Source organism: Nostoc commune NIES-4072 (assembly GCF_003113895.1).
GTDB classification, from domain to species: domain Bacteria; phylum Cyanobacteriota; class Cyanobacteriia; order Cyanobacteriales; family Nostocaceae; genus Nostoc; species Nostoc commune.
This window is the reverse complement of the sequence record NZ_BDUD01000001.1, coordinates 2,734,476-2,758,177: the sequence shown is the minus strand read 5'-3', so window position 1 is coordinate 2,758,177 and position 23,702 is coordinate 2,734,476. Positions and strand designations below refer to the sequence as shown.

The 23,702-nt window shown below is 40.1% G+C and carries 22 protein-coding genes and 2 pseudogenes; 10 read left to right on the top strand and 14 right to left on the bottom strand.

The window, feature by feature from the left end:
* The first annotated feature begins 277 nt into the window (after positions 1–277).
* Complete coding sequence (locus CDC33_RS38640; protein WP_181373983.1) at positions 278–430, top strand: hypothetical protein; 153 nt, start codon at positions 278–280, stop codon at positions 428–430.
* Between the two features lie 64 nt (positions 431–494).
* Here CDC33_RS38640 and CDC33_RS12185 read toward each other — a convergent pair whose 3' ends face one another.
* On the bottom strand, positions 495–677 hold the full coding sequence (locus tag CDC33_RS12185; RefSeq protein WP_109008703.1) for a CsbD family protein: 183 nt from the start codon (positions 675–677) through the stop codon (positions 495–497).
* Between the two features lie 318 nt (positions 678–995).
* On the opposite strand from CDC33_RS12185, the pseudogene CDC33_RS12180 reads away from it, so the two are divergent.
* Positions 996–1,166 (top strand): annotated as a pseudogene (locus tag CDC33_RS12180) (DUF2391 family protein); the annotation flags it as partial.
* A 438-nt stretch (positions 1,167–1,604) separates the two neighbouring features.
* Here the strand turns inward: CDC33_RS12180 and CDC33_RS12175 are convergent.
* The 4 genes from CDC33_RS12175 to CDC33_RS12160 all read right to left on the bottom strand — a co-directional run bounded on the left by CDC33_RS12175 (position 1,605) and on the right by CDC33_RS12160 (position 5,981).
* A complete protein-coding gene (locus tag CDC33_RS12175) occupies positions 1,605–2,372 on the bottom strand; it encodes a ChaB family protein (protein ID WP_109008702.1) in 768 nt (255 codons plus the stop codon).
* A gap of 161 nt (positions 2,373–2,533) precedes the next feature.
* Positions 2,534–3,073 carry a Dps family protein gene (locus tag CDC33_RS12170; RefSeq protein ID WP_109008701.1) on the bottom strand — a complete coding sequence of 180 codons (540 nt, stop codon included), beginning with the start codon at positions 3,071–3,073 and terminating at the stop codon, positions 2,534–2,536.
* An 863-nt stretch (positions 3,074–3,936) separates the two neighbouring features.
* On the bottom strand, positions 3,937–4,287 hold the full coding sequence (locus tag CDC33_RS12165) for a hypothetical protein (RefSeq protein WP_109008700.1): 351 nt from the start codon (positions 4,285–4,287) through the stop codon (positions 3,937–3,939).
* A gap of 593 nt (positions 4,288–4,880) precedes the next feature.
* Positions 4,881–5,981: a glutamate-cysteine ligase family protein gene (locus CDC33_RS12160; RefSeq protein ID WP_181373982.1), complete on the bottom strand. Its 1,101-nt coding sequence runs from the start codon at positions 5,979–5,981 to the stop codon at positions 4,881–4,883.
* A gap of 181 nt (positions 5,982–6,162) precedes the next feature.
* Between CDC33_RS12160 and CDC33_RS12155 the strand changes: the two genes are divergently transcribed.
* The 6 genes from CDC33_RS12155 to CDC33_RS12130 all read left to right on the top strand — a co-directional run bounded on the left by CDC33_RS12155 (position 6,163) and on the right by CDC33_RS12130 (position 10,783).
* Entirely contained in the window at positions 6,163–6,543 is a 381-nt protein-coding gene (locus CDC33_RS12155; RefSeq protein ID WP_244919206.1) for a hypothetical protein, read from the top strand.
* 380 nt (positions 6,544–6,923) lie between these two features.
* Positions 6,924–7,601: a Mo-dependent nitrogenase C-terminal domain-containing protein gene (locus tag CDC33_RS12150; RefSeq protein ID WP_109008697.1), complete on the top strand. Its 678-nt coding sequence runs from the start codon at positions 6,924–6,926 to the stop codon at positions 7,599–7,601.
* A 67-nt stretch (positions 7,602–7,668) separates the two neighbouring features.
* Positions 7,669–8,697, top strand: coding sequence for a GTPase ObgE (gene obgE / locus CDC33_RS12145; protein ID WP_109008696.1), 1,029 nt, complete (start codon positions 7,669–7,671; stop codon positions 8,695–8,697).
* 268 nt (positions 8,698–8,965) lie between these two features.
* A complete protein-coding gene (locus CDC33_RS12140; protein WP_109008695.1) occupies positions 8,966–9,571 on the top strand; it encodes a vWA domain-containing protein in 606 nt (201 codons plus the stop codon).
* 186 nt (positions 9,572–9,757) lie between these two features.
* On the top strand, positions 9,758–10,363 hold the full coding sequence (locus tag CDC33_RS12135) for a vWA domain-containing protein (protein WP_109008694.1): 606 nt from the start codon (positions 9,758–9,760) through the stop codon (positions 10,361–10,363).
* A gap of 27 nt (positions 10,364–10,390) precedes the next feature.
* Entirely contained in the window at positions 10,391–10,783 is a 393-nt protein-coding gene (locus CDC33_RS12130; RefSeq protein WP_109008693.1) for a salt stress protein, Slr1339 family, read from the top strand.
* 219 nt (positions 10,784–11,002) lie between these two features.
* Here CDC33_RS12130 and CDC33_RS12125 read toward each other — a convergent pair whose 3' ends face one another.
* The 4 genes and pseudogenes from CDC33_RS12125 to CDC33_RS12110 all read right to left on the bottom strand — a co-directional run bounded on the left by CDC33_RS12125 (position 11,003) and on the right by CDC33_RS12110 (position 14,143).
* Positions 11,003–11,350 (bottom strand): winged helix-turn-helix transcriptional regulator, encoded by a 348-nt coding sequence (locus CDC33_RS12125; protein ID WP_109008692.1) that lies wholly within the window; start codon positions 11,348–11,350, stop codon positions 11,003–11,005.
* A gap of 108 nt (positions 11,351–11,458) precedes the next feature.
* Positions 11,459–11,907: pseudogene (locus CDC33_RS12120) on the bottom strand (class I SAM-dependent methyltransferase).
* Between the two features lie 388 nt (positions 11,908–12,295).
* Positions 12,296–13,039, bottom strand: a complete 744-nt coding sequence (locus CDC33_RS12115) for a rubrerythrin family protein (RefSeq protein WP_109008691.1) — start codon at positions 13,037–13,039, stop codon at positions 12,296–12,298.
* A 258-nt stretch (positions 13,040–13,297) separates the two neighbouring features.
* Positions 13,298–14,143 (bottom strand): hypothetical protein, encoded by an 846-nt coding sequence (locus CDC33_RS12110; protein ID WP_109008690.1) that lies wholly within the window; start codon positions 14,141–14,143, stop codon positions 13,298–13,300.
* Positions 14,144–14,322: 179 nt separating this feature from the next.
* Between CDC33_RS12110 and CDC33_RS12105 the strand changes: the two genes are divergently transcribed.
* Positions 14,323–14,892: a thermonuclease family protein gene (locus CDC33_RS12105; protein ID WP_109008689.1), complete on the top strand. Its 570-nt coding sequence runs from the start codon at positions 14,323–14,325 to the stop codon at positions 14,890–14,892.
* Between the two features lie 108 nt (positions 14,893–15,000).
* Here CDC33_RS12105 and CDC33_RS12100 read toward each other — a convergent pair whose 3' ends face one another.
* On the bottom strand, positions 15,001–15,882 hold the full coding sequence (locus CDC33_RS12100) for a carbohydrate ABC transporter permease (RefSeq protein WP_109008688.1): 882 nt from the start codon (positions 15,880–15,882) through the stop codon (positions 15,001–15,003).
* Between the two features lie 25 nt (positions 15,883–15,907).
* Between CDC33_RS12100 and purN the strand changes: the two genes are divergently transcribed.
* A complete protein-coding gene (gene purN / locus CDC33_RS12095) occupies positions 15,908–16,579 on the top strand; it encodes a phosphoribosylglycinamide formyltransferase (protein WP_109008687.1) in 672 nt (223 codons plus the stop codon).
* 118 nt (positions 16,580–16,697) lie between these two features.
* On the opposite strand, the gene CDC33_RS12090 is transcribed toward purN, so the two are convergent.
* From CDC33_RS12090 to CDC33_RS12075, 4 genes are all read right to left on the bottom strand, one after another.
* Positions 16,698–19,280 (bottom strand): GAF domain-containing protein, encoded by a 2,583-nt coding sequence (locus CDC33_RS12090; protein ID WP_109008686.1) that lies wholly within the window; start codon positions 19,278–19,280, stop codon positions 16,698–16,700.
* Between the two features lie 848 nt (positions 19,281–20,128).
* Complete coding sequence (locus CDC33_RS12085) at positions 20,129–20,713, bottom strand: CPBP family intramembrane glutamic endopeptidase (protein ID WP_109008685.1); 585 nt, start codon at positions 20,711–20,713, stop codon at positions 20,129–20,131.
* Between the two features lie 113 nt (positions 20,714–20,826).
* Entirely contained in the window at positions 20,827–21,894 is a 1,068-nt protein-coding gene (locus tag CDC33_RS12080) for a DUF3326 domain-containing protein (protein ID WP_109008684.1), read from the bottom strand.
* Positions 21,895–22,086: 192 nt separating this feature from the next.
* Positions 22,087–23,697: a glycosyltransferase family 39 protein gene (locus CDC33_RS12075; protein WP_181373981.1), complete on the bottom strand. Its 1,611-nt coding sequence runs from the start codon at positions 23,695–23,697 to the stop codon at positions 22,087–22,089.
* Between the last annotated feature and the right edge of the window lie 5 nt (positions 23,698–23,702).

Genomic DNA, 23,702 nt, shown 5'->3' with positions numbered 1-23,702 from the left:
TACCCGAATTCAATAAACGGCTACCCGAATTCAATATAGGAACTTATAGCAATCTTATTTGAGTTGTGAGAATTTTTGTTATGGTCGTCCTTGCTCAGTTGTGATTACAAAGGACAAATGACTAATGACATCTTCACGCCTAATCTATGTAAAAACACTTAAAAAACTATTGACAAGTATAAAATACTACTATAAATTAAAATAAGAAAGGCGATCGCGGACTCTTGGCCGAGGGCGATCGCCTTTCATTTAACCCCTACAATTGGAGTCAACTACGATGATGACACAAGAAAAAAAGTTCGCCAAATCACAACAAAAGCAGTATTTACCTACCCAAGCCAACAACGCACCCTCTCTGAATCTATCTGACCAAAAGCCATTGCCAAAAAGAGAACCGATTAAACATTCTCAAAGTAAGTGGAGTAATTAATGTTAGACTATGAATCATGAATCATCGCTAGTCTAATATTTATATTTACACTGCAAAAACTAAATTAATCTAAAGCTTTCTTAAGTTCGTCTTTAATGTTTTCTACAGTGTGAGTAGCTTGAGCTTGGGCTTGCTTTGTTTGTCCTTCGGCTTTATCTTGTGGATTACCTGTTATTTCACCCACAACCTCTTGAATTTTCCCTTCAATATTTTTTGCAGTAGCTTCTACTCTTTTTTCAACACTCATAGTTTTTACTTCCAGCTTGTAGTTGATTCAGCTATAGGAATCCGGTTTGATTTGGAGAAAATATCTGTAGGATGTGTTAGCACGGAGAGTACGGCATCAAACCCTTGATAATAGTGCGTTACGAACTCTGTTCTAACACACTCTACAATACCTAATTCCATTCAAAAATCAAATAGTAATCCTATATTACATAAACTAACAGTAGTGTATTATTTTTGACTTCCATCAACCGAAAGAAGAATTTGGTAGATTATGTATCTTAAGATAGATACGGGGTGCGACAGAATACCCACCCTGAAAAATATGAAAATATTATAAATTCGCGGTGCTTGCGGAGGTTTTTTATTTGGTATACCTTTACTGTACACAATGGAGGTTTGGTGGATTAGATCATTGGTAAAACCACCACTGATGATTATGGCGATCGCATTCATGTTTATTGTGGTTTACTTGCTGAATCAGACAGAAGGCTTTCGCAAACGCACATATAGCTGGCTCTGACTTTTCCCGTTATCTCCTTGATTGAGCGATCGCTTACTATACCCCTAGCTCAAAGCCCTATTCTCTCGTGATTTATTGTCACTAATATTAAGTTATTGAGAATATACTATAGTCTGAAACTCCTGCTGCTTCGTTGTTTCATGACTTAACGGGAAAAGTCAGATATGAAGATGACTAAATATATATCCAAAATCTGGCGTTGCTGATTTCATGTATGAAAATAATTTTGCATAATACCAAAATCCTTGTAGAGACGTAGCAGTGCTACGTCTCTACATCCAGATTCATACTTCAATTCAGCAACACCAAAAATCTTTAGTCTACTTGAGTAGACTTTTGCTATTAGCCTTGAACTAAAGTTCAAGGTGGGTGAGTTAGCCAACAGTTAGGCTATTTGTAACTTAAGTATTTATTTTTTGGAAGTCTTTAAGCTTTAACCTTAGCTTTTGACCAAACGCCGTTTTCATCTTCATCATATTGCTGATGAACAGACTCCCAAGCGGCTTGTTCAGCAGTGAACTCGTCATTTTTCTCATTGAAGACAGTGTTATAGCGCTCAATGAAGGTGCGTTGAGCTTCATCAGAAAGATGAGCGCGAACTTCAGGAGACAAGTCTTCTGGACTGTTGCATTGTCCAGGACAAGGACGAGCAAAGGTTTTTTCAATTGTGTGAATTTCTTCGCCACCAGCACTTTCGAGCAACAACTGAAATTCGCCAGCGCGATCGCTCGGAACTTCTGCCATTACCAAGAACTCGCCAGCTTGTAAACGGGTTTGGTAAATAGCCGCTTTCTCTTCTGGCATTCCTAAAGTAGTTAGAACCGATACTAAACCAGCACCTGCACTACCTGCGATCGCTCCACTAGCAGCCCCTAACAGCACTGCACCAATAGGCCCTGCTGCCACAATTGGGCCGACAAAGGGAATAAACAGTACGCCTACACCCGTGAGCAAGCTGAGAAAGGAACCAAACAAGGAACCAAAAACTGCCCCTGTTCTCAAACCTCCCAAAATTACATCTTTTTTACTAATAAAGCCAGCGATTCTAGTTTCGGACTGGAAATTTCTACCCATGACCGAAATATGATCTCTAGGCACACTCCTGTCTAGCAACCGCCGAATCACATCATCAATTTGCTTCTGTTCTTTAAATACAGCAGAAATAGTCCGTTCTGCTTTATATACTTCTGACACTTAAAAACCCCCTGTTTGGTTTGGATTATCTTGTTTTTGCAATGAATATGGTGAATAAGTAGATGCAGGCAGATTAATTCCTTCACAGCAGTTAGAAGGAGAAATCAATCCTCCTTCTAACTGGTTTCACAGACAATCATCCTCTACTCAGACGTTATGAACTACACACCTACAGGAGTCTTGGCCCCTTCTGCTGGTTGTTTTCCATCTGGGCCTAGTGCTTCACCTTCAATGAATGAACGTAACATCCAAGCCATTTCCTCATGCTGTTCCATCAGTCCAGTCAGAAAGTCAGCAGTTCCTTGATCGTGGAACTGATCACCAGACTGATCTACATGGTCTCTTAAGTTCCGAATAACTTGCTCATGATCATTCACTAGATTAGATACCATCCCCGTAGCTGTGGGAACATTACCAGCATGTTCCTTGAGGGTAGCAATCTTGAGAAATCCTTCCAATGTGCCAACTGGATAACCGCCCAAAGCACGAATCCGCTCTGCCAAAGCATCAATATTTAGAGTCAGCTTTTCGTAGTGTTCTTCCCAAAGCTGGTGCAAAGAGCGGAACTGAGGCCCAACGACATCCCAGTGATACTTTTTGGTTTTCACCAACAGTAGATAAGCATCTGCCAAATCTTGATTTAACAGATTAATTACACCTTGACGCTGTTCTTCAGTCAAACCAATGTTTATCGAACGCATTGTTTTCCATCCCTAAGCAAACTTATTCACTAATTTCTCAAAATTCTGATATATTCCACATCAACCAAAGGTAACATTGTCGGCTGAAATTAATTACTAAATTCTTTACTATGCCTATGCCTTAATAGGTAGTGTTAAGCCAATATTCTAGTAATTAGCGACCTTTATTGATTTTGGCTCTTCCGTAGGTGTTATGCTAAACTTCAAACTCAAATTAGGAATTTTCCTTTAAAATCAAGGGTTTCAGGCAGTTAAAATCTGGATTTTATCCCAAAATCTCAAACGTTAATATTAAAAGCTGTATCTATTGCCAAGCAAGGGATATGAGCTAATTTATAGACGTTTTTAGCATAACAAGTACTGAAGAACCTTGATTTTTTGGCTATAATAATAAAATATACTAAATATAGTTACCAATTAAAATATCTTTAATTAAGCTGATGCGCGAAAAGAATTGTACATTGCAATCGTTAATATTGTCCTTTGAAATACAAATGACTAATGACTAATGACAACCCTCACGAGTAAATATCCAATCTTATTTGCGTAACAGCTTAAAACTATAGGAATCCGGTTTGATTTGGAGAAAATATCTGTAGGATGTGTTAGCACGGAGAGTACGGCATCAAACCCTTGATAATAGTGCGTTACGAACTCTGTTCTAACACACTCTACAATACCTAATTCCATTCAAAAATCAAATAGTAATCCTATATGCAAACCCAATTTCACCATAGATACTCAAGGTTGAACATATTTTTATAATTAAATTGTAGCCGTTAGGTGAACAATACTAATTAGTAATGGGTAACTGCATTTACGCAATCACCCATTACTACCGAAAAATTACCAGAGTAATTAATTTACTTCTTACCTGTAACTTTCTCCAATACATTCTTTATATTTTCTTCCACTGAGGTTGCAGCTTGGGAATTTTCTGGACGCTTCTGCTTGTCAATATCAGCAGCTCCCTGAACCTCATTAAGTCCTTCGTTGGTTTCTTTTTGAGTCTTTCTCAATCCTATTGGTGGTGCTTTACCGGCTTCGTCAGTTTTGGCCTGAATGTCAAGCAATTGTGTAGTAGCTTCCTCAGGGTCACTTTGGTAGCTATCGATCGCAAAAGCAGGAAAAGCACTAGATAACAAGAGTAAGGCGCAAGTAAAAGCCACAACTAGGAAGCGTACTGGACTTAAGACAGAAGCAATAATTTTCATTTAAAATCCTCGATAACAGCTTTAACAACGCTGAACTTTCACTGAAATAGCGGCAGATCAAATTTTACTTGGTAAAAAGCAATAATAAAAACAGCCAGCTACCTTTCAATCTGAAAGTTCTTTATAAGCGAACCTGACGAAGAGATTGTCTTAGGATTTCTGCATTGAACTAGTTAAGGGATAATAAGCAAATACCACCTTAATTCTTTAGCAAAATCATTACGTTTTTATATTGACAATCTTCTTTCAAGGTTCCCTGTTTCTACTTGTACTTTGAAAATGCTAATGCCTGCATCAATCTCTAGAATGAAATTTACTCTATCTTTAGTTATAATAAAATCAGTCTCCAGGTATATCGACTTATTAATACAGTTTGCTTTCTGCAACTAACTTGGTAGAAATTCACCTTTTGAGACAAGGAGAGTTAATACCTGTTATAAGATGTAAAGCAATCAGCACACGCGTAGCGCACCGTAGGCATCGTATTTCGCTTACAAGTGAGGTTTTGTAAAAATTGCCACTGCGCTTGACGCCACTTTTAGCAATTGCAGACAACCTGAATAACTTTTCAAACATCCCATTCTCAATTTATTTTAAACTTGATAAGTCTGTCTTATTACCTCTTCTATTGAACTTACACGATGGAACATTTCTATTAATTCATGGGATCTTGTTTTTCGCTTTGCCAGCATTTCTTTTAACGGCATTAAATAATGAACATCTGGGTCATCTCCTAAAGCAACTTGGGCTGCTTGCAATACTTTTGCCGCATTCCCAAAAATATCCTCATTGTCAAACCCTTCTTTTGCAGAAACTTGGTGTAACATTGCATCGGGTACAGTTGCTCTACCCAGCAAAGTTTCATCTAACACCAAACCTTTCAATAATGTTAGCAAAGCTGCATAGAGCGAAAAGTCATCACAGCTATCACAAGCCTTAAATTCAATGCGTCCCACTTCCGCCGGAATGCGGGCAATTTTTGTTAAGGAAGGTATGCTATTAATCAGTTGTTCTTGTTTCTCAATAAAAACTAGGGCTGCTGCTCTTTTTCCGGTTCTGATAAATGTTCGTACCGATAAACCATCCCATAAACCTCCCTTATAAAAAGGGGAACTATAACTAAAAGGAACGATATAAGGACTGTAATAATTTAACTTTCTGCCAATATCAATCACATCTTCAGTAGGCAGATTTGTCACTGAAATATTTAAATCTGGCCCATAAGATACCATGTGAATATTAGCAGTTTGTTCCTCAGGATAAGCCTGTAGCTCTTTAATTTCGTAATCGTTTAATGGGGGATGAGGCTCAAAAACCGGATTGTATGGATTAAAGCTGACTAAAACTGGTGAGAAACCAAAGTTCGCAGCAACCTCGCGTAGTAAGTGAAAACTTTCTGATAATTCAGTAATAGCACCTTGAATATTAGAATGTATAGTCGTTCTAATTTCAATACCTTTAGCATGACAGTCTATCACCTTGTCGGAATCTGCAAATCTTTCAAATCCCTCAATATACCATCTCTTCATCTTAATACCCGCATCCCCGACGCGTAGTTGAGGATAGTCGCTGGGGTATATAGGTAGCTTTTCAATAATCTGATTGAAATCAGCAAATTTGGTGTGGGAAAAATCAGCAAACTTTCCTTCTTTATTTAGAAAAGCGACTTCATGCTCAATGCCAAATAAAAACATTATGTATACCTTAATTAGAATGATTGTTTTAGTTTTTAGTAATAGTCAATTGACTCCTATCAGCATCAAAACAAGTGATTCGTCGCTACCCTTGTGCGTGTATATTTATCTGCATAAATCTTAACATTTAGTCGAAAGAGAGAAAGGTATATTTCATTTAACCTCATCTTATAAATAGGTATTGGTCTTACTCCCACCTTCCCAAGGTGAGCATGATTTTCCAGCCGCAGAATCTTTTAAAGTAGAGAGCCTCTCTTGTTTGTGCTTACCGTCGTGGCCTCATTTTCCCCACTCCCCTTCGCTCCCTTGTCAGACACCACCATCTTCCTTGGAGTGTCGTTCGTCGATGCCCAGACAGGTTGGGTGGTCGGAACCGAGGACACCATCCTGGCAACCACCAACGGCGGCCTCACCTGGGCGGCCCAACCGCATCCAGGAGGTAGTCCAGCCACTACCAACCTCACCGGAGTGGCCTTTCCCGACCACTGCTACGGTTACGCCGTCAGCGCCAATCTTATCCTCAAATTCTCCTACCCCTAAGCCTAAATCCACTGAAGGTTAGGCGTTTTGGGGATTAGTCTATCCTGATTTGTCGTCAAAATAAAAAACTCCATTACCCCAAGAAACTGTATTTAGTTGTACATCAGTAGGACTTACGCAAAAATTGCTAAAAAGCTTAATTTCTCGAACCGCCAAGACGCCAAGAGCGCCGAGAATTCGTAGAGTGTGCGTAAGTCCTAATCAGGTTGGAAATATTCCATCTTTGGAAACTATTATTCTCGAAAAATCTTCTTTTCTCTCCTTGGGCTTGTCCTGGCAGCTAGAATAACTGCTCCCCCTACTTATTGAGCCGATACGATTTTTCTATATTGTCTTACTATCTTCCGAGTCGCTGGGTAGGGTAGCTTAGTAGTGACTGAGGAAAGCTTGAGACGTGAGTTTATGACAAGTACCGTTCAATCCCCCTACAGCAACAAACAGATTGCCGCTTGGTTGCGTGGGCTGCTCACTATTGCTTGGGCAGATGGTAATTTTGATGCCCAAGAACAGGAATTAATTGCCAGCATCACCAAAAATGAATTAGCTCCTAAGATTAAATTCGACTCACTAGAGGTAATTACGCCAGAAGAATTAGCCGCAGTGTTGGGTAAAGGTACAACACCAGCTGCGGAAAATTTTTTAAGGACAGCGATAATGGTAGCGATCGCAGATGGTACTTATTCTCCCAGTGAAGATCAAATTCTGCATCAGTTTTGCCAAGCCTTAGAACAGCCAGAGAATTTACTAGAAGCGCTGCGCCACACCCTAGAACATCCACAGCTTACCCCCACTATTGCCAGCACTGAGCTTACAAAGCATCAAATTGATGCACTACACCCCTTGCGCGACTGGCTTGATAAGCTAGATATCCAAGACCCAAGAGTAGCCCGCTTTTTGTGTAAAATGATTCCCTCCCAGTGTCCATTTGAGCGGGATGTCACTTTATTTGGACGAAAGATTGTCCACATACCGCCGATGTGTAAAATCAACCCTTTGTATGAGCAACTGGTGGGTTTACGTTTCCGCGCCCTTTCTTATTTGGCAGATAAATGTGGTGAAGATGTTTCACCATATATTTAGTTAAAGTGGAGAGTGAGGAGTTATAATTTTTAACTCCTAATTCCTAACTCCTCACTATTACTTAAATATGCAATTTATCGACCAAGCAAAAATTGAAGTTGAAGCTGGTAAGGGCGGCGATGGTATTGTCGCCTTCCGGCGAGAAAAATACGTGCCAACTGGTGGCCCCTCTGGTGGTAATGGGGGAAAAGGCGGTTCGGTATTTTTCGTTGCCGATGAAAACCTGCAAACCTTGCTGGACTTCAGATATAACCATCGCTTTCAGGCAGAAAAAGGTGTTCGTGGTGGGCCAAATAACTGCACTGGAGCAGGAGGAAAGGATTTAATCATCGAAGTTCCCTGTGGTACAAGCATTTATGATGCTGAAACTGGCGAATTGCTAGGCGATTTAACTGAGCCTAAGCAGACTTTGCTGATTGCCCAAGGTGGTAAAGGCGGACTGGGAAATCAGCATTTCTTGAGTAACCGTAACCGCGCCCCAGAATACGCTCTCCCAGGATTACCAGGGGAAATAAAGCAGCTGCGCCTAGAGTTGAAGCTTTTGGCAGAAGTGGGGATTATTGGCTTACCAAATGCTGGTAAATCCACTCTAATTTCATCTTTATCAGCAGCACGTCCAAAAATCGCAGACTACCCTTTTACTACCCTCATCCCAAATTTGGGTGTAGTGCAAAAACCTACTGGCGATGGTACTGTTTTCGCCGACATTCCCGGATTAATTGAGGGAGCGGCTCACGGTGCAGGGCTGGGACACGATTTCTTACGACATATTGAGCGTACACGAGTACTACTTCACTTGATTGATGCCACTAGTGATGATGTAGTTAGAGACTACAACACAATTAAAGAAGAATTAAAAGCTTATGGACGGGGTTTAGCAGAACGCCCGCAAATTTTGGCGCTGAACAAAATTGATGCAGTTGATCGGGAAACTGTGGATTTGCAGGCGTTAGCCACCCAGCTTAATCATCTCTCCTACGCGCCGGTATTTGTGATTTCAGCAGTTACCCGCACCGGCTTAGAGCCGATGTTACAAGAAATTTGGGGAATTCTCGACCAAATGAAGGTTCCTCAAGAAGTGGAGGTATTTAGCTGACAAAATAATTACAAAACTAGGAAGATTTTGTTCAAAGATGCGGCGGTCACTGAGCGCAACCGTACCACTTCCCTACGGGATGCTACGCGAACGTGGAAGCAAGCTACGCGCAGCGTCTCGTAGAGAAGTGTGGGCTACGCCAACGCATTTATCAACTGTGACACGGCTTTATTGAGTAGCAAAATTGATACGAAACCTTAAAATGCTTACGGTATCGTCAAATTCGTACACTAGACTAGAACTACAGGGTAACAATTAGAGGAATATTATGATGAGCGATCGCGATTACACATTAATTATTGACAAAAGCGGTAGTATGTCCACACCCGATCAAGTGGGTGGTAGAAGTAGATGGGATATAGCCCAAGAGTCTACTCTAGCTTTGGCAAGAAAGGCCGAACAGTTTGACCCCGATGGCATTACGGTATACTTGTTTTCCGGTAGATTTAAACGCTACGATGATGTCACTTCAGCCAAAGTCGCACAAATATTTCTTGAAAATGACCCTTCTGGAACAACAAACTTAGCAGCTGTACTCCAGGATGCCCTCAATAACTACTTTCAACGCAAAGCTGCCGGTAAAAGCAAGGCAAACGGAGAGACAATTTTAGTCATTACCGATGGTGAACCAGACGATCGCAAAGCTGTATTTGAAACGATCATTCATGCAACTCGCCAGATGGAACGTGATGAAGAATTAGGAATTTCGATCATTCAAGTCGGTTCAGATGTCCAAGCAACTAAATTCCTCAAAGCTTTGGACGAACAGTTGCAAAGTGTCGGCGCTAAATTTGATATTTGTGACACGGTTACTTTAGACGATTTAGAAGATATGAGCCTTGTAGATGTATTGACGAACGCAATAACTGACTAATGTGTTGATCGCCCATAGTCCACTAACCAATTTTAGATTTTAAATTGAAGGATTTAAAATTTAAATCTAGTTTCAACTATGAAAATTCCAATATCAAAATTATTTTCAACACCCTACTTTTAGGTTAACGGTTAATCTAAAATCTAAAATCCAAAATCGATTGACTCTTAATTGGAGAATTAAATAATGCTAGAAAATCGTGATTATACCTTGATTATCGATAAAAGTGGCAGCATGGCAACCAAAGATCAAAAGGGTGGTAGAACTAGATGGTTTGCAGCACAGGAATCTACTTTAGCTTTAGCTAGTAAGTGTGAGCAATTTGACTCAGACGGCATTACTATTTATGTATTTTCTGGTAAATTTAAGCGATACGAAAATGTCACATCTGGCAAGGTAGCGCAAATTTTTCAAGAAAATGACCCCTCTGGTACAACTGACTTAGCAGGTGTGTTAAAACATGCAACTGATGATTACCTTCAACGCAAAGCAGCTGGTCAAACCAAGCCAAGTGGTGAAACAATTTTAGTGGTTACTGATGGTGAACCGGACGATCGCAAAGCGGTAATGAAGGTAATTATTGAAACTTCTCGCCGCATCGAGCGAGATGAAGAATTAGCTATTTCTTTCATTCAAGTCGGCACAGATCCCCAAGCTACCCGTTTTCTCAAAGTCTTAGACGATGAACTCCAAAGTGCTGGAGCTAAGTTTGATATCTGTGACACCATTACTATGGAAGATATGGAAGATTTGAGTCTATCGGAAGTGTTACTCAATGCCATTAATGACTAGGTATATTATTTATTAGGAATTGCAAAAATGGATTCCATTGATAAGCTATTAGCTGAACTCCAAACCGAATACAAAGAAGTACAACCACAGCAGCAGTCAAAATCAGCCACAGCCAAATCCTTTATTCCATCATTGCCAAAGTCGGCATCTTTCATAGATAACCTTTTGGCAGAAGTTCAAGCTGATTTTGCCCAAGAGGATGCTGCTATTGAGTTAAAAAGACAGCAAGAACTAGAACAAGAACGAATTCGACAAGAACAACTCAAAGCCAAACAACTAGAGGCTTTGAAAGTAGAAGCAAAAGAATGGTTAGCCAAAGTAGATCCATTTTCTTCAGAAGGACTTTGGTTTGAAAGGTTTGCTGAAAGTTACCCCTCGAAATTAGAGGCAGCGATTGAATATTTAAGAAGCAACGAATAAAATAATTCGTAATTTGAGAAAGCTGCTAGCTAAAATTATAAGTTAGCAATTGTTATTTATTAACTATAGGAATCATATTTAATTTTTGAACAAAATTAGGTATTGTAGGGTGTGTTAGAACGCAGTTCGTAACGCACCAAACCCTTGATGATGGTGCGTTACGCTGTCGCTAACACACCCTACGTATCTTTTCATAAATCAAATACTAGTCCTATATGCTCAATATTGATGGTGATTTTTTAGAGCTAACCGTTGCACAGCCCATTCATGCATAGCATAGAGAATTGGTTGTAAAGTTTCTCCTAAAGGCGTCAGAGAATATTCCACCTTGGGCGGAATTTGGGGATAGACTTCTCGATGAATAATACCGTCTTCTTCCATTTCTCTGAGTTGCTGGGTAAGCATCTTTTGCGTAACTCCAGGTAAAGCTCGTTGCAACTCACCAAATCGTTTGACGCCAGTCATTAATTCTCTAATAATCAAAACTTTCCAGCGTCCACCAATTACTTTTAAAGTAGTTTCTACTTCACAAGTCAGCCTGCGATTATTTTCTGCTTCAGCTTTCATAGTTAGTTTTTAGGAAGAACCTTACTCAGGTTTGCTGGATAGTACTGATATTTCCAACTATGGATATATCTACAACACTCCACAAGATTAACTGCTTTGTTTGATGGACTAAATTTTTTTGGAAATGTGAAAAGCTGAAATATATGAGAGATGAAGACTGCCTCCAAAGTCATCTTCTATTGTGTGCCTTAATCCTGCAAATAATGCTTCTTTACTGTGTGAATCTAACTTTAGGTAAGGTGAGTAAGTGTTTAAAAGCATTAGATATTCATCAACATTATATGTTACTTCCGAGAAAAATCTGGGTTGGGTTCTAAGCAAATCATTGAGCAACCCAATTGAGCGAATGCTACCGTTGCAGTTGCAGGGCCACATCCCACTTCTAGAATTTTTGAGTCAGTCGAGAGTTGAGCAACTTCCATAACTTGGTGAATTAAATCCTCAGGATAGCGGGGTCGTGCCTTGTTGTAAGCCTCTGCTGCCGGAGAATACCAATTTTTGCGTTGTTCGAGTTCTTTACTGGAGTAGCTGATTATTGTTTGTTTTAGGTTTTCCATAATCTACTTGGAGATAGCGCATCATATTAATTCACGAAAACCTTGATACATATAGATTTATTGTAGGTGGATAGCATTGTTCCTACCAACATATTTGTATCATTATTAAAGCGGAATAATATCAAGGAAAAAAGTAGAAATTAGCTTGAAAGGTAAAAGACAAACCTCGTGCCTTTCAAGCTAAATGTTTAATTTTCAGAAATTTTTGAACATTAGATACTCAAGAATATCTATAGGATTACTATTTGATTTTTGAACGGAATTAGGTATTGTAGAGTGTGTTAGAACGGAGTTCGTAACGCACTATTATCAAGGGTTTGATGCCGTACTCTCCGTGCTAACACATCCTACAGATATTTTCTCCAAATCAAACCGGATTCCTATATAATTACGTAGCTACCAACTCAGAATCGATTTCTGAGGGCGCACTATCCTGGACTAGCGATCGCGTTTCACCATTACGCTGGAGGATACCACCAACCATTGCTAACAAGGCGTTTACCTTGCGGGTTCGCCACATATCTACAAGTTTTTGCACTTCAGTCGCAGACATCCGTCGCATCATCGCTTCGTAGAGATAAGCAGCATGTCCAGTTTCATCTTGAGCAATACTTAGCATTCCTAACTTCAAATTACGAGCGGTTGACTCGTTATCAGGTAATGCTTTCGCCATTCGCGCAAAGTCTTTACTAGCATCTAACTCCAAAATGTATGTGCTAGCCATAAACACATCCCAGTCAATGACAGCAGGTTTTAGCTGTTCTTGGGTGTAGCCTTCAAAGAATGCTGCGAAAAAGGGACTACGCTGTTGTGATTTTTTTGTGGATGTAGTTTGGGGTTGAGCCTTGAAATCTATAACTTGTTTATTCAACTGTTGTAAGGCGTGGGCAAAAATTTTACCATGCCTAGTTTCATCTGATGCATGTTTTGCTAGTTTTTCGGCTAGCCATGTATCACCTTCGGCTGCGGCGCGATCGCTAAGTGCAGATAAAAACGGCACAGAACCAGATTCCGCCAACTGAAACCCCGCAAGGATGTTAGGGCGGGTTTTAGAATCACGAATTTGAGCAGCAGAGTAATAGGCAAAAGCACCTGAACCAGCTAAATGCAGAACGTGAGTCAAAAAGTTCATCAGAAATTCCCACTGATTGTTAGAAGGTTACAATTCTTATACTAATGTGTATTTTCTATTCGGTTGCCGTCTGAGGGTTTTACTGATTGGAATTTTTAATTGCCTGGGGCGGTCACATTATTCTTCAAAAACGGCCACTTTATCCTAATTCAAAAAGCTAACGCAGCAAGAAATTAAAATCCTATTCCAAATGTCTAGACGCAGACAATAAGGGTCGCTTGGGTTTATGCCAGTTTAATAGTTGAGAGTTTTTTGAGTTTACGGATCAGATAAAAGCTGAGAAATTGAGTCAAAGTCTTCTTTAGGTATATCACTTAACTCCATCAAATTGTAAAGTTGTAATCCTATTTCTTTGATTGTTAAGTTTTGAGGAGTGATATACTCTAAATCAGCAATTGGTTTCCCAAAAATTAGTCCGGACATATTAATTTCTAAAATTCTCTTTATATATAGATCGTATATTTCCTGTAATGCAAATGTCTGCTCAAGTTTTATATTTAAAACTTGAATTTTACCTTGTTCATCCTTAGATATATAATTTTGCTGCCGCAATTTGTACTTATCTTTATTCACAATCAGCCCTAACAAGCACATCTGAGTATAGGAAAGACTTGATCCTAATCTAAGAAGAACATTAGCCTGCGCTCTATTAATTTCTGGATGAAAAGCTATGTTGGCAACTAAATTTCCGTAAAACCTGAGCTTTTTTTCTTCATGTTCCCTCTGCGAAGCAATTAAAACACCTTCAAAAACTTCTTCTGCTGCTGAACGGTTTTGTACTCCTTTTTTAAAAAAGTCGTCTTGTCGAATCTGTTTTCCATTATCCAAATTTTCCTGAATTTTAGAAATTGCAAATGTTAAAGTCGCTCCAACTCTTACTTCTTCTCGATGACTAAGGAAGCGATTTTTAACCTCTGCGCCTAGTTTTTTCAAAAAATATACTATTGTAGGAGTGGCAACACTGGTTAAAATAGCTCCATGAGGCCCAGCAGCAGCCCCACCTAAAGCAAGAATAATTGCGGTGACTAAAGTACCTCCAGTAATTTCTGAACCGACTGCAATCAATTCATTAATAGGTTCATTTTTATTATCTTGCTCAGACATGAGATGATTCAACCTAATACTTGCTGTAGTCTAAAAAAATTGGAAGCATAATATTTCCGAGGTGTATTGTAAGCATAAGCTTTCCGTAACGGAAAAGTTATGCTTCCAGTGACAGGTTAGCAAATATATCTCGTCGTTTTGCTAATATCATTCCACAGAGGTAATGCAGGTGAGTTTGGATGGAGAAATTAACTAAACCAGTACGATTTTGGCTTTGTGCAACTATCATGATTTTGGCTTTGATAGGCTGCGATCGCTTCATCGCTACTTCTGGAGAACCAGTTGAGCGAGTCAGTGATGGCGATACTTTAGTAGTGAAAGATGCTGATGGCAAAAATATTACAGTCCGCTTTGCCTGTGTAGATGCGCCAGAAATAGCTCATACTAACAAAGAAAAGCAGAGTAAAAGCAGTAGCGATCGCAACCAATTTACTTGGGGTGTGAAAGCCCAAGAACGGGTGCAAGAACTGGTACAACAAGGAGGCGATCGCGTGACTTTGAATATCACCGATAGCGATCGCTATGGACGTAAAATTGCCGAAGTTCGTTTAAAAAATGGCACTTTTGTGCAACAGGTATTATTGCAAGAAGGTTTAGCAAAAGTGTATCGTCCCTATTTAAACAAGTGTCCTAGCAAAGACTTAGTTCAACAAGCCGAAGCTAAAGCCAAGGAACAACGGCTTGGCATTTGGAGTGATACTAAATTTGTGAATCCTTGGGAATATCGCAGTTTATATAAAAAAAAGTAAAAACTCTAGACATCTCCATAAATTAAATATGCCTTACCCAGAACCCTTGTAGAGACGGCGATTTATCGCGTCTTTGTGATCTAGGGCAAAACCGTATTAGTGCCTCCCCTACTCCTCTCCCCAAGTTTGCAGTTGCAAATACACGAGTACCAGCGTCACTGCTAGTAACACCGTCGCGGCGGCGGCGGCATAACCAAAATCAAATTGCCCAAAAGCCTCTTGATAGATGTAGTAAACCAGCAAATTAGTCGAATTCAGTGGGCCACCGCCAGTCATCACAAAAACTTGCTCAAAACTCCGCAATGTAAAAATCGCGGTGGTGATAACTGCAAATATCACAGTTGGGCGCAATCCAGGGAGAGTAATATACCAAAATTGTTGCCAAGCATTTGCTCCATCCAAATCTGCTGCTTCATAACGACTGGGAGGAATTGCTTGCAACCCTGCTAAAAAAACTACCATATTGAAACCGAGTTGTTTCCAAATACTCATTAAAATAATTACCGGCATTGCCCAAAATGTATCTCCTAGCCAGGCTATGTTTGGAATACCGAAAAAATCTAAAAGTCCGTTCACTGGCCCTGATGTTTGAAACAGCCAGCGAAATCCCAATCCGGCTGCCACAAGTGAGATAATTGAAGGTAGAAAATAGGCACTTCGCAAGATGCCCCGCAAGGGAATGGAGCGGTTTAATAACACTGCCAATCCCAAAGAGATAACTAAGCTGGGAATGATGGTGGCAACAGTAAAATAAAACGTGTTACCCAGAACTTGCCAGAAGTCGGGGTTGAGTAGCAAGCGCCAATAGTTTTTTAAGCCTATCCAATAAATGCCTTTTAAAGTGAAACTACCAGCAGTGAAACTGAGGTAGAACAAATAAGCGATCGGCCAAATGATAAAAACGCCCAGTAAAATTAGTGCTGGTGTGAGAAAAATCCAGGCAGCTACTGTATCATTATCCAACCACGACTTAGTATATTTTTTTTGCATCTATTAATTAACCCTCTTAGCTGTTATGACCTTCCGCCCTGATTCTACCCTGAGCTTGGTTTCCCCCAGCATTAGCGATGTCTGCCGACAAGTCGCCCCTTTAAAACTGGGAATTATGGCTTCTGGGAATGGCAGCAATTTTGATGTAGTTGCCCAAGCTATCCAAGATGGGCAGCTAAATGCCCAAATTCAAGTTTTAATTTACAATAACCCCTCAGCAAAAGCAGCCGTAAGAGCAGCTAATCGAGGTGTAGAAGCTGTTTTATTGAATCACCGCAACTATAAAAATCGAGAAGATTTTGATGATCAAATTGTGCAGACATTGCAGCACTACGATGTGGAATGGGTAATTTTGGCAGGTTGGATGCGATTGTTAACATCAGTTTTCATTGATGCCTTTCCTGATAAAATTATCAATATCCATCCTAGTTTGTTACCTAGTTTCAAGGGAATCCATGCTGTAGAACAAGCCTTAGCATCTGGGGTAAAAATCACTGGTTGTACAGCGCATATAGCTTGTTTAGAAATGGACAGTGGCCCAATATTAATCCAAGCCGCAGTACCAGTATTGCCGAATGATACAGCAGAAACGCTCCACGCTAGGATTCAAATACAAGAACATCGAATTTTACCATTAGCGATCGCTCTAGCAGCTTCTTCGTCAAAAACTACACTCAGCCCAATACACTTGGGTTAAAAGAGGACAAAGGGCAGTTATTGCTGGGAGAAAAGGGGAAAAAGAACCTGCATCAAGCTTTTGACTTTCCCCCTGCTCCCTGCTCCCTGCTCCCTGCCCCCTTGCTTCTTCCACAAAGCTATACAGCAGAGTTCGCTTCAGTAGCTTGATACGCTTGTAGGAGCCTAGCATGATCGAGAGTAAATCCTACTTGCATCGCTATCTGGGTAAATAAATCAATCTCAGGCTGTTGCCAATCACGGGGGCCAGAACACTGATGTGCAATTAACAAGCCAAATAGCTGGTCATCTTTGATAATGGGTGCTACTAAATTTGCTTTTACACCGAAGGATTCAAGCAGGTTAATGTGACAATCAGCCAAACCGGCCTCGTAAATGTTGTTTGTTGCTAGAACACGACCAGACTGGTACTTTTCTATATAGTTTTCAGTGAAACAAGGATCGTAAATTTTAGACCGCAAAACTTTGGGATAACCTGGAACTACTGATTCAGCAATTATAATTCCGAACCAATTAGCGTAAAAGCTATAAACTAATACTCGGTCAACACTCAATGCTTTGCGAACCTCTTCCACTGTGGTTTTGATGACATCCTCTTCGTTAAGAGATTGGCGAATGCTGCGGGTAATATCCACCAGTAATTGACTGCGCCTACTTTCAGCTTCGATTCGTTGCAAGAGTCTGGCATGGTCGAGAGCAAATCCCACTTGCATCGCTATTTGGCCAAATAAATCAATCTCAGATTGTTGCCAATCACGAGGTTTGGAACACTGATGTGCAATTAATAAACCAAATAGCTGTTCATCTTTAAGAATGGGGGCTACCAAATTTGCTTTGACAGCAAAGGATTCAAGTAGGTTAATTTGATAATCAGCCAAATTGGCTTCATAAATGTTGTTTATTGCTAAAACGCGACCAGACTGATAATCTTCTACATAGCCTTGACCAAAATATAAGTCTTGGATTTCAGATCGCAGAACTTTTGGATATGTGAGAACAACTGATTCGGCAATCACAGTTCCAGAGTAATTAGCATTAAAGCTATAAACCATCACTCGGTCAGTACTTAGTACTTTCCGAACCTCTTCTACAGTGGTTTTTAGGACATCCTCTTCATTGAGTGATTGGCGAATGCTGCCGATAGTATCCGCCAGCAACTGACTTTGCACACTCTCAGCCTCGATTCGTTGCACGAGTCTTGCATGGTCGAGAGCAAATCCCACTTCCATCGCTATTTGGGCACATAAATCAATCTCAGACTGTTGCCAATCACGGGGTCTGGAGCATTGATGTGCAATTAATAAGCCAAACAACTGTTCATCTTTGAGAATGGGTGCGACCAAATTTGCTTTCACACCAAAGGATTCCAGCAGGTTGATATGACAATCAAGCAAACCGGCTTCATAAATGTTATTCGTAGCTTGAACGCGACCAGACTGATACTTTTCTACATAGTCCTGAGCGAAACATGGGTCTTGGATTTCAGACCGCAAAACTTTGGGATAACCTGGAACCACTGATTCTGCAATCACTGTTCCAGACCAATTAGCGTTAAAGCTATAAACCAGCACGCGGTCAGTACTCAGTGCTTTACGAACCTCTTCCACGGTTGTTTTAATAACATCCTCTTCGTTCAGTGATTGGCGAATGCTGCGGGTAATTTCGATAAATACCTGAGCTTTATCTGCCTTCGTATCAACCTGTTCTAGAAGTTTGGTGTAGTCAAGGGCGAATCCTACTTGTATCGCTATCTGAGCGAACAAATCAATCTCAGACTGCTGCCAAAAGCGAATTCTAGAACACTGATGTGCAATCAATAAACCGAATAGCTGTTTACCTTTGAGAATAGGAGCTACTAAATTAGATTTGACAGCAAATTGCTCTAGCAACTCAATATCATTATCACTGAGATCGGCTTGATAGATATTATCAATAGCACGGATGGAACCACTCTGGTATTTTTCTATATACCCTGCCTCGAACCCAGGCTCAGGGACTGTAACCCCTAATACTCTTGGTAAACCAGGTGCTACTGACTCAGCGATAAAGGTTCCATTACAACCAGAGTTGAAGCAAAAAATGCTTACACGGTCAATGCTTAAAGCTTTACGAATTTCTTCTGAGGTAATTTTTAGAACATCTTCCTCATTGAATGATTCTCGAACCCATCGCGTAACTTTCCTCAATAGTTGGGAGTAATCAGCTTCGGTTTCTTTTTCCTTTACCAGAACTGAAAGCAACTCTGTGAATAAGTTTATGTTTCTCTCTAACATCACTAATTCATCTTCGTTAGCGATGAAATATTGAGTAAACTCACTGTCTGGACGCAGCTTGTTTTTGATGCTATTAGAAATTGCCGCAGCTTTACTGACTCGACTAATAGCTCGATTAGTGACAAAAACAGCGATCGCACCTGTTAAAATTGCTGTTACTCCCATACCAGTTAACAAGAGTGACAATTGTCTTTGTAGAGCTAGTTCAGTTTCTGTTGAACTTGCTGCACTCTCTTGTCTTACTTGCGGAATTTGTTTGGTAATTAAATTAATACCGTAGTAGTAAGTAGCTGTTCCAATTGCAACCACAGGAAGGATACTAATGCTTAGTGCCCAAACAATCGCTTTAGTTTTTAAACTCCATTTTTGTTGCCACAGCCTTTGTTCACGATTTCGTCTTGCTTGGTTTTGAGAAAAAGACTGATTCATAAATGAAACCTGGATTGCTGCAATTGAGAATCAAGTAAATAACCTCTCCACCAAATTCTACACAAAACTTATTAAACAAGGATTGGCTTTCAGGAGTATTTTAAGGCACTAACCTTTTACGTTGTACCCCATAAAGCTTTTATTGCCTTTGACCTCAAAAAAATCAGGTCTGATTTAGGGGCTTGTTAACAATAAAATGGCGTAGGCGTAGCCCATCGTAAATATCGCTTTGTTTAATGTCTTATTTTCTCATTAGGTGTTGTAGTTTTCTGGCAAAACAGCCAAAAAATCTTTCTTTTTCAACAAGAAGTATAAAAACTTATTATAAATTAGCCTTACCCCTCAGAAAGAGATAGAACAACGCGATAATGAGCCTTTAAACTTATTGACAGAGAGAGACTTACTACTCACTTTCCTTAGATTTGCATAGCGGCACGATGTGCAGGAAGGAGTTTAGGTTTAAATATATTTATTGTAGTCTACTTGACTAAATAGCTCTGTACCTGCGAACACACAAACACACTTTACAAAAAAATTATAATATATAATTAAATCTGAATTTATATTTAATACAACTTAATCATAACTTATAAATATTAAAGCTCTAGTTACAATCGCTTTTAAAGAAGAATTCAGGAGCGGAGCCGGAGACGCTCCGCCTCCGTCAGAATCAAGACGCGACGCTCGAATACTCGCTACTGCTTTGGCGGACTCGCTTTCCGCATCGCTATCCGCAATTTATGTCAAAATACCCAACTGAATTCTGACTCCTGAATTCTATTCGAGCGGTGCTTGGCTTGGGCTACGCCTTGGCACTAATTCCTAGAAGCTTAATATTTATTTTTTAATTACCGTAATTGCGACATTTTCCAGAAATAGCTAGAAATCCAATTGGTAATAATGTGAGCAACAATCGGCACTAATAAGTTGCCGGTGAGCAGGGCACTATAGGCGAATATCATCCCGACAATTGTTGCCCAAATTACATAAGGCCATTGTTGGGAACCACTAAGATGCAAGATGCCAAAGCAAAGACTAGATACAATGACAGCCAGATGATCTAAGCCTAAAGCAGGCAGCATTACACCTCTAAATAATAATTCTTCACTCAATCCCGGTAGCAACCCCAGCCAAATTAAGTCTGGTAACGCTAAGGGTCTTAATACCACTTCTAGATAATAATCTGCACTTTTACGATAGGCAGTCCAAACGCGATAAGCTACGCCACTTAATGCGGTGATGACAAATCCTAACCCTACACCCAACAGCAACTCTCTTTGGTTCAAGTCCCAAGAAAATATGGAAAAGTTGCCAAGGTATAACGAGAGTTTAGCGACTATCAACAAAATAATTGCAGTCGCTCCCATCGCCCCAAGTACTTGGATGCGCGTCAGGTATGGAATTTCTGGCTTTTGCTTTTGTTGTTCAATCACGGGTTTTTAAGAAAGAGGGGGCATTGGGCATTGGGCATTGGGCATGGGGCATGGGGCATTGGGCATGGGGAGCAGGGGAAGAGTAAAAACTTCTAACTCCTAACTCCTAACTCCTAACTTTTAATTACTGGCTGCAAAGGTAATAATTTGGGACGCAGAGCGTCGGGATTAATACCTGCTTTGTGTGCTACTAATACACCTACTGCTTCTAAATATGAGTTTACCTGTATAGATTTGATCCCCAACGGTTGGGGAGGAACTTTTATAAGAGTTTTATTTTCTTCTACTGTAATTATTTGGCATTGTTTTTGGCTTAAACTCAGTAAGGCACTACTACCACAAGCATTTGCTGGTACGATCGCAGCATCTACTTCATTTACCCAAATATCTGCTTGCTGCGATTCGATTGCTCCTCTCTCTACTATAAATTGTGGCGCACGGCTTAATCCGACAAGGACGCACGGCAAAAAGGTATAGCCCAATTCTTCGGCGGCGGAACGGGGAGATAAATCAGGTTGTGGAGGTTCGCTCAAAAGGGCGGGAGAATGGGCGCAAGGAATTTGAAAGGTTCGCACTAGCAAATGGCTAATTACCGCTTCTGCACCCGCTAAAGAATCAACCCCTTCACCTTGGCGATATTTCTGTACTGCCTCCTCATCCATATCATCGGGGAAACGGGCTACAACTGCGATCGCTTCTGCCCCCGCTTTTTTAATTAATATCTCAGCTGCTCGTAATAAACTATCTGGGTTGCCAATTGTTCCCCAACTAGCTCCCGATTCTGTAGACCGTAATTCTACATTTAATGGAGCATCTGTAATTACATAATCTGTTAAAGTTAATCCCAGAGTTGCTCTGACTGCATCGGCTGCTTGTATATGTCGTAGCCGTAACTCTGGCTCAATGGCTTGGTCTAAAAGCAAACCTACTTTGTTACTGCGGACTGGACGCAAACCCCAGCATCCAGAAGCAAATTTGTCAAGCCCGTAACCTTCAACATAGAAAGCATTGGGGAGATTCCAGTATAAACTTGCGCCATTCAAGACATTGGGGTGAGTAATTAGGCGATCGCAAATCTGTGCTATAACTTTGGCAACAGGTAAAGCATCTCCTGCATAACCGCCAATGGCAGCCCCAACGCCAGTTGGTACGATTAAGATAGCGGTATACGGACGTTGCATATAGAGTTATTTATCAGAAAAAGTTAGGTTCAAAACCTCGCCCGCAAGTGGCGCGAAAAAATCCAAGTTTTCTCAAGGTAGGTAAAAACCCCACCCCGGAGTGTCTGTCTGAATTAATTGCGAATTGCGTTAGCGGAGCGGGGCGTTAGCCCATTGCGAATTGCGAATTGCGAATTGTTTTTATTCCCTGTACTAGCTTTGCTGCTCTAATTTTTTTAAAATCGAAGTAACTCTCCAAAGCACAGGTCGGTCTTGTGACCGTTTAGCAAATCCAAATACAACAGGTTCAAATTTATAATTTTGCTGTTTTGCTAATTCTTCAAGCCAGACCTGACTAGGATTATTGCGGTATACAAAAACATCGCTAAACTGCTTTAATTCTTCTACTGTTGGCAGATAAACTTTAAATGTCTTAGAAGGTTGAAGGAGAATTTGTACATTTGGGTTAAGGGAATGGCTTAAAGATAAAAGATAACCCACTTCTGCATCGCTAATTAAAAGAGGATGAGTTGTCTGATTAATAATTTTTGCAATAGTGATATTTTCCCCATTCAGCCCTTTGTTACAGCAAGCTGTTGCTTGAGCATTGACAGCACAGGAAAAAATACTTCCCGAAACTAGGATAACTAAGAATAATTGCCAAAACTTTTGATGCCAAAATTTTAACGAAGGATTAGCTAAATTTCTTCCTAGCAAGTAAGTAATAGCTAATTGCACTCCTAAGAAACTAGGAATTAGGTATCGTGCTATTGCCGAGCGCATTCCTCCGAAAATAAAATCTGATAATATTAAAGGTATTGTGCTAACGCCAGCCAGAAGGATAATCAATAACCAAACTGATATGGGTGTTTGACGACAGAGGCAATAAAAAGCACATACTAGCAAGACTAACAACACTTGATGTACATGAAAATCCCAAGGTTCTTGATTAACATCGAAAAAGAGCCGACCAATGTGCTGAATCCAGATATCCCTTAGTTCTGAGTTTTTAATAACAGAAATAAATACCCAATTGAGAGTTTTCTTGACTTGAGATTGATTAATAATCACAAACCAAGCCCAAGGAAGAAAAACTATAAAACCTAGCAAAGATGCTATAAGGTAACTTTTAAGAATATTTAGATAACGAAACCCATAGATAATAATGACATAAATACCATGAGCGATCGCCACCAATCCACTTAAAAGAAATGTATAAAGGTTTATTACTAAAGTAAGTGCATAAATACCCCAGCTAATTCTATTTTTTAGTCGTATTGCCCGCAGTAAAGCTGCGGTTGAAAGTAAAGTAGTTACAGTCCATAGGCTGTATTCTCTCGACTCCTGAGAGTAAAGCACATGAAATGGTGAGACAGCAATTAAACCTATTGTTAACCATGTAGGTAAGTTTGAAGCGAAAATACCTCTTTCAACAAATAGCTCTTGACACAACCAATAAGTGCATGGGAATACTAGCAAACTAAGAAGTGCAGGTAACAACCTAGCTAATGCTACTGAACTACCAATACTATGGAACCAAAAATTTGCCAAAACGTAATATAATGGCGGATGCTGTGCATCTTCCTTGGCTAGGCTTTCGACTACATCAATAACACTTTTTGTTCCATCAGGGTGCTGATATCGCTGGAGTTCCGTTACACTAACTACTGACTTTGCAAAAAAGTGTTGAGCAACATCTTCTTCGGTATAACCAGAAGCTCGCAGAGATGTGATGGCCTCATCATACCAGTACACTTTATTGTCAAGGTGAGTAAAACGGAAAAATATGCCCAATACTAGCACAATAACGAAGAAAAAACGCACAAAAA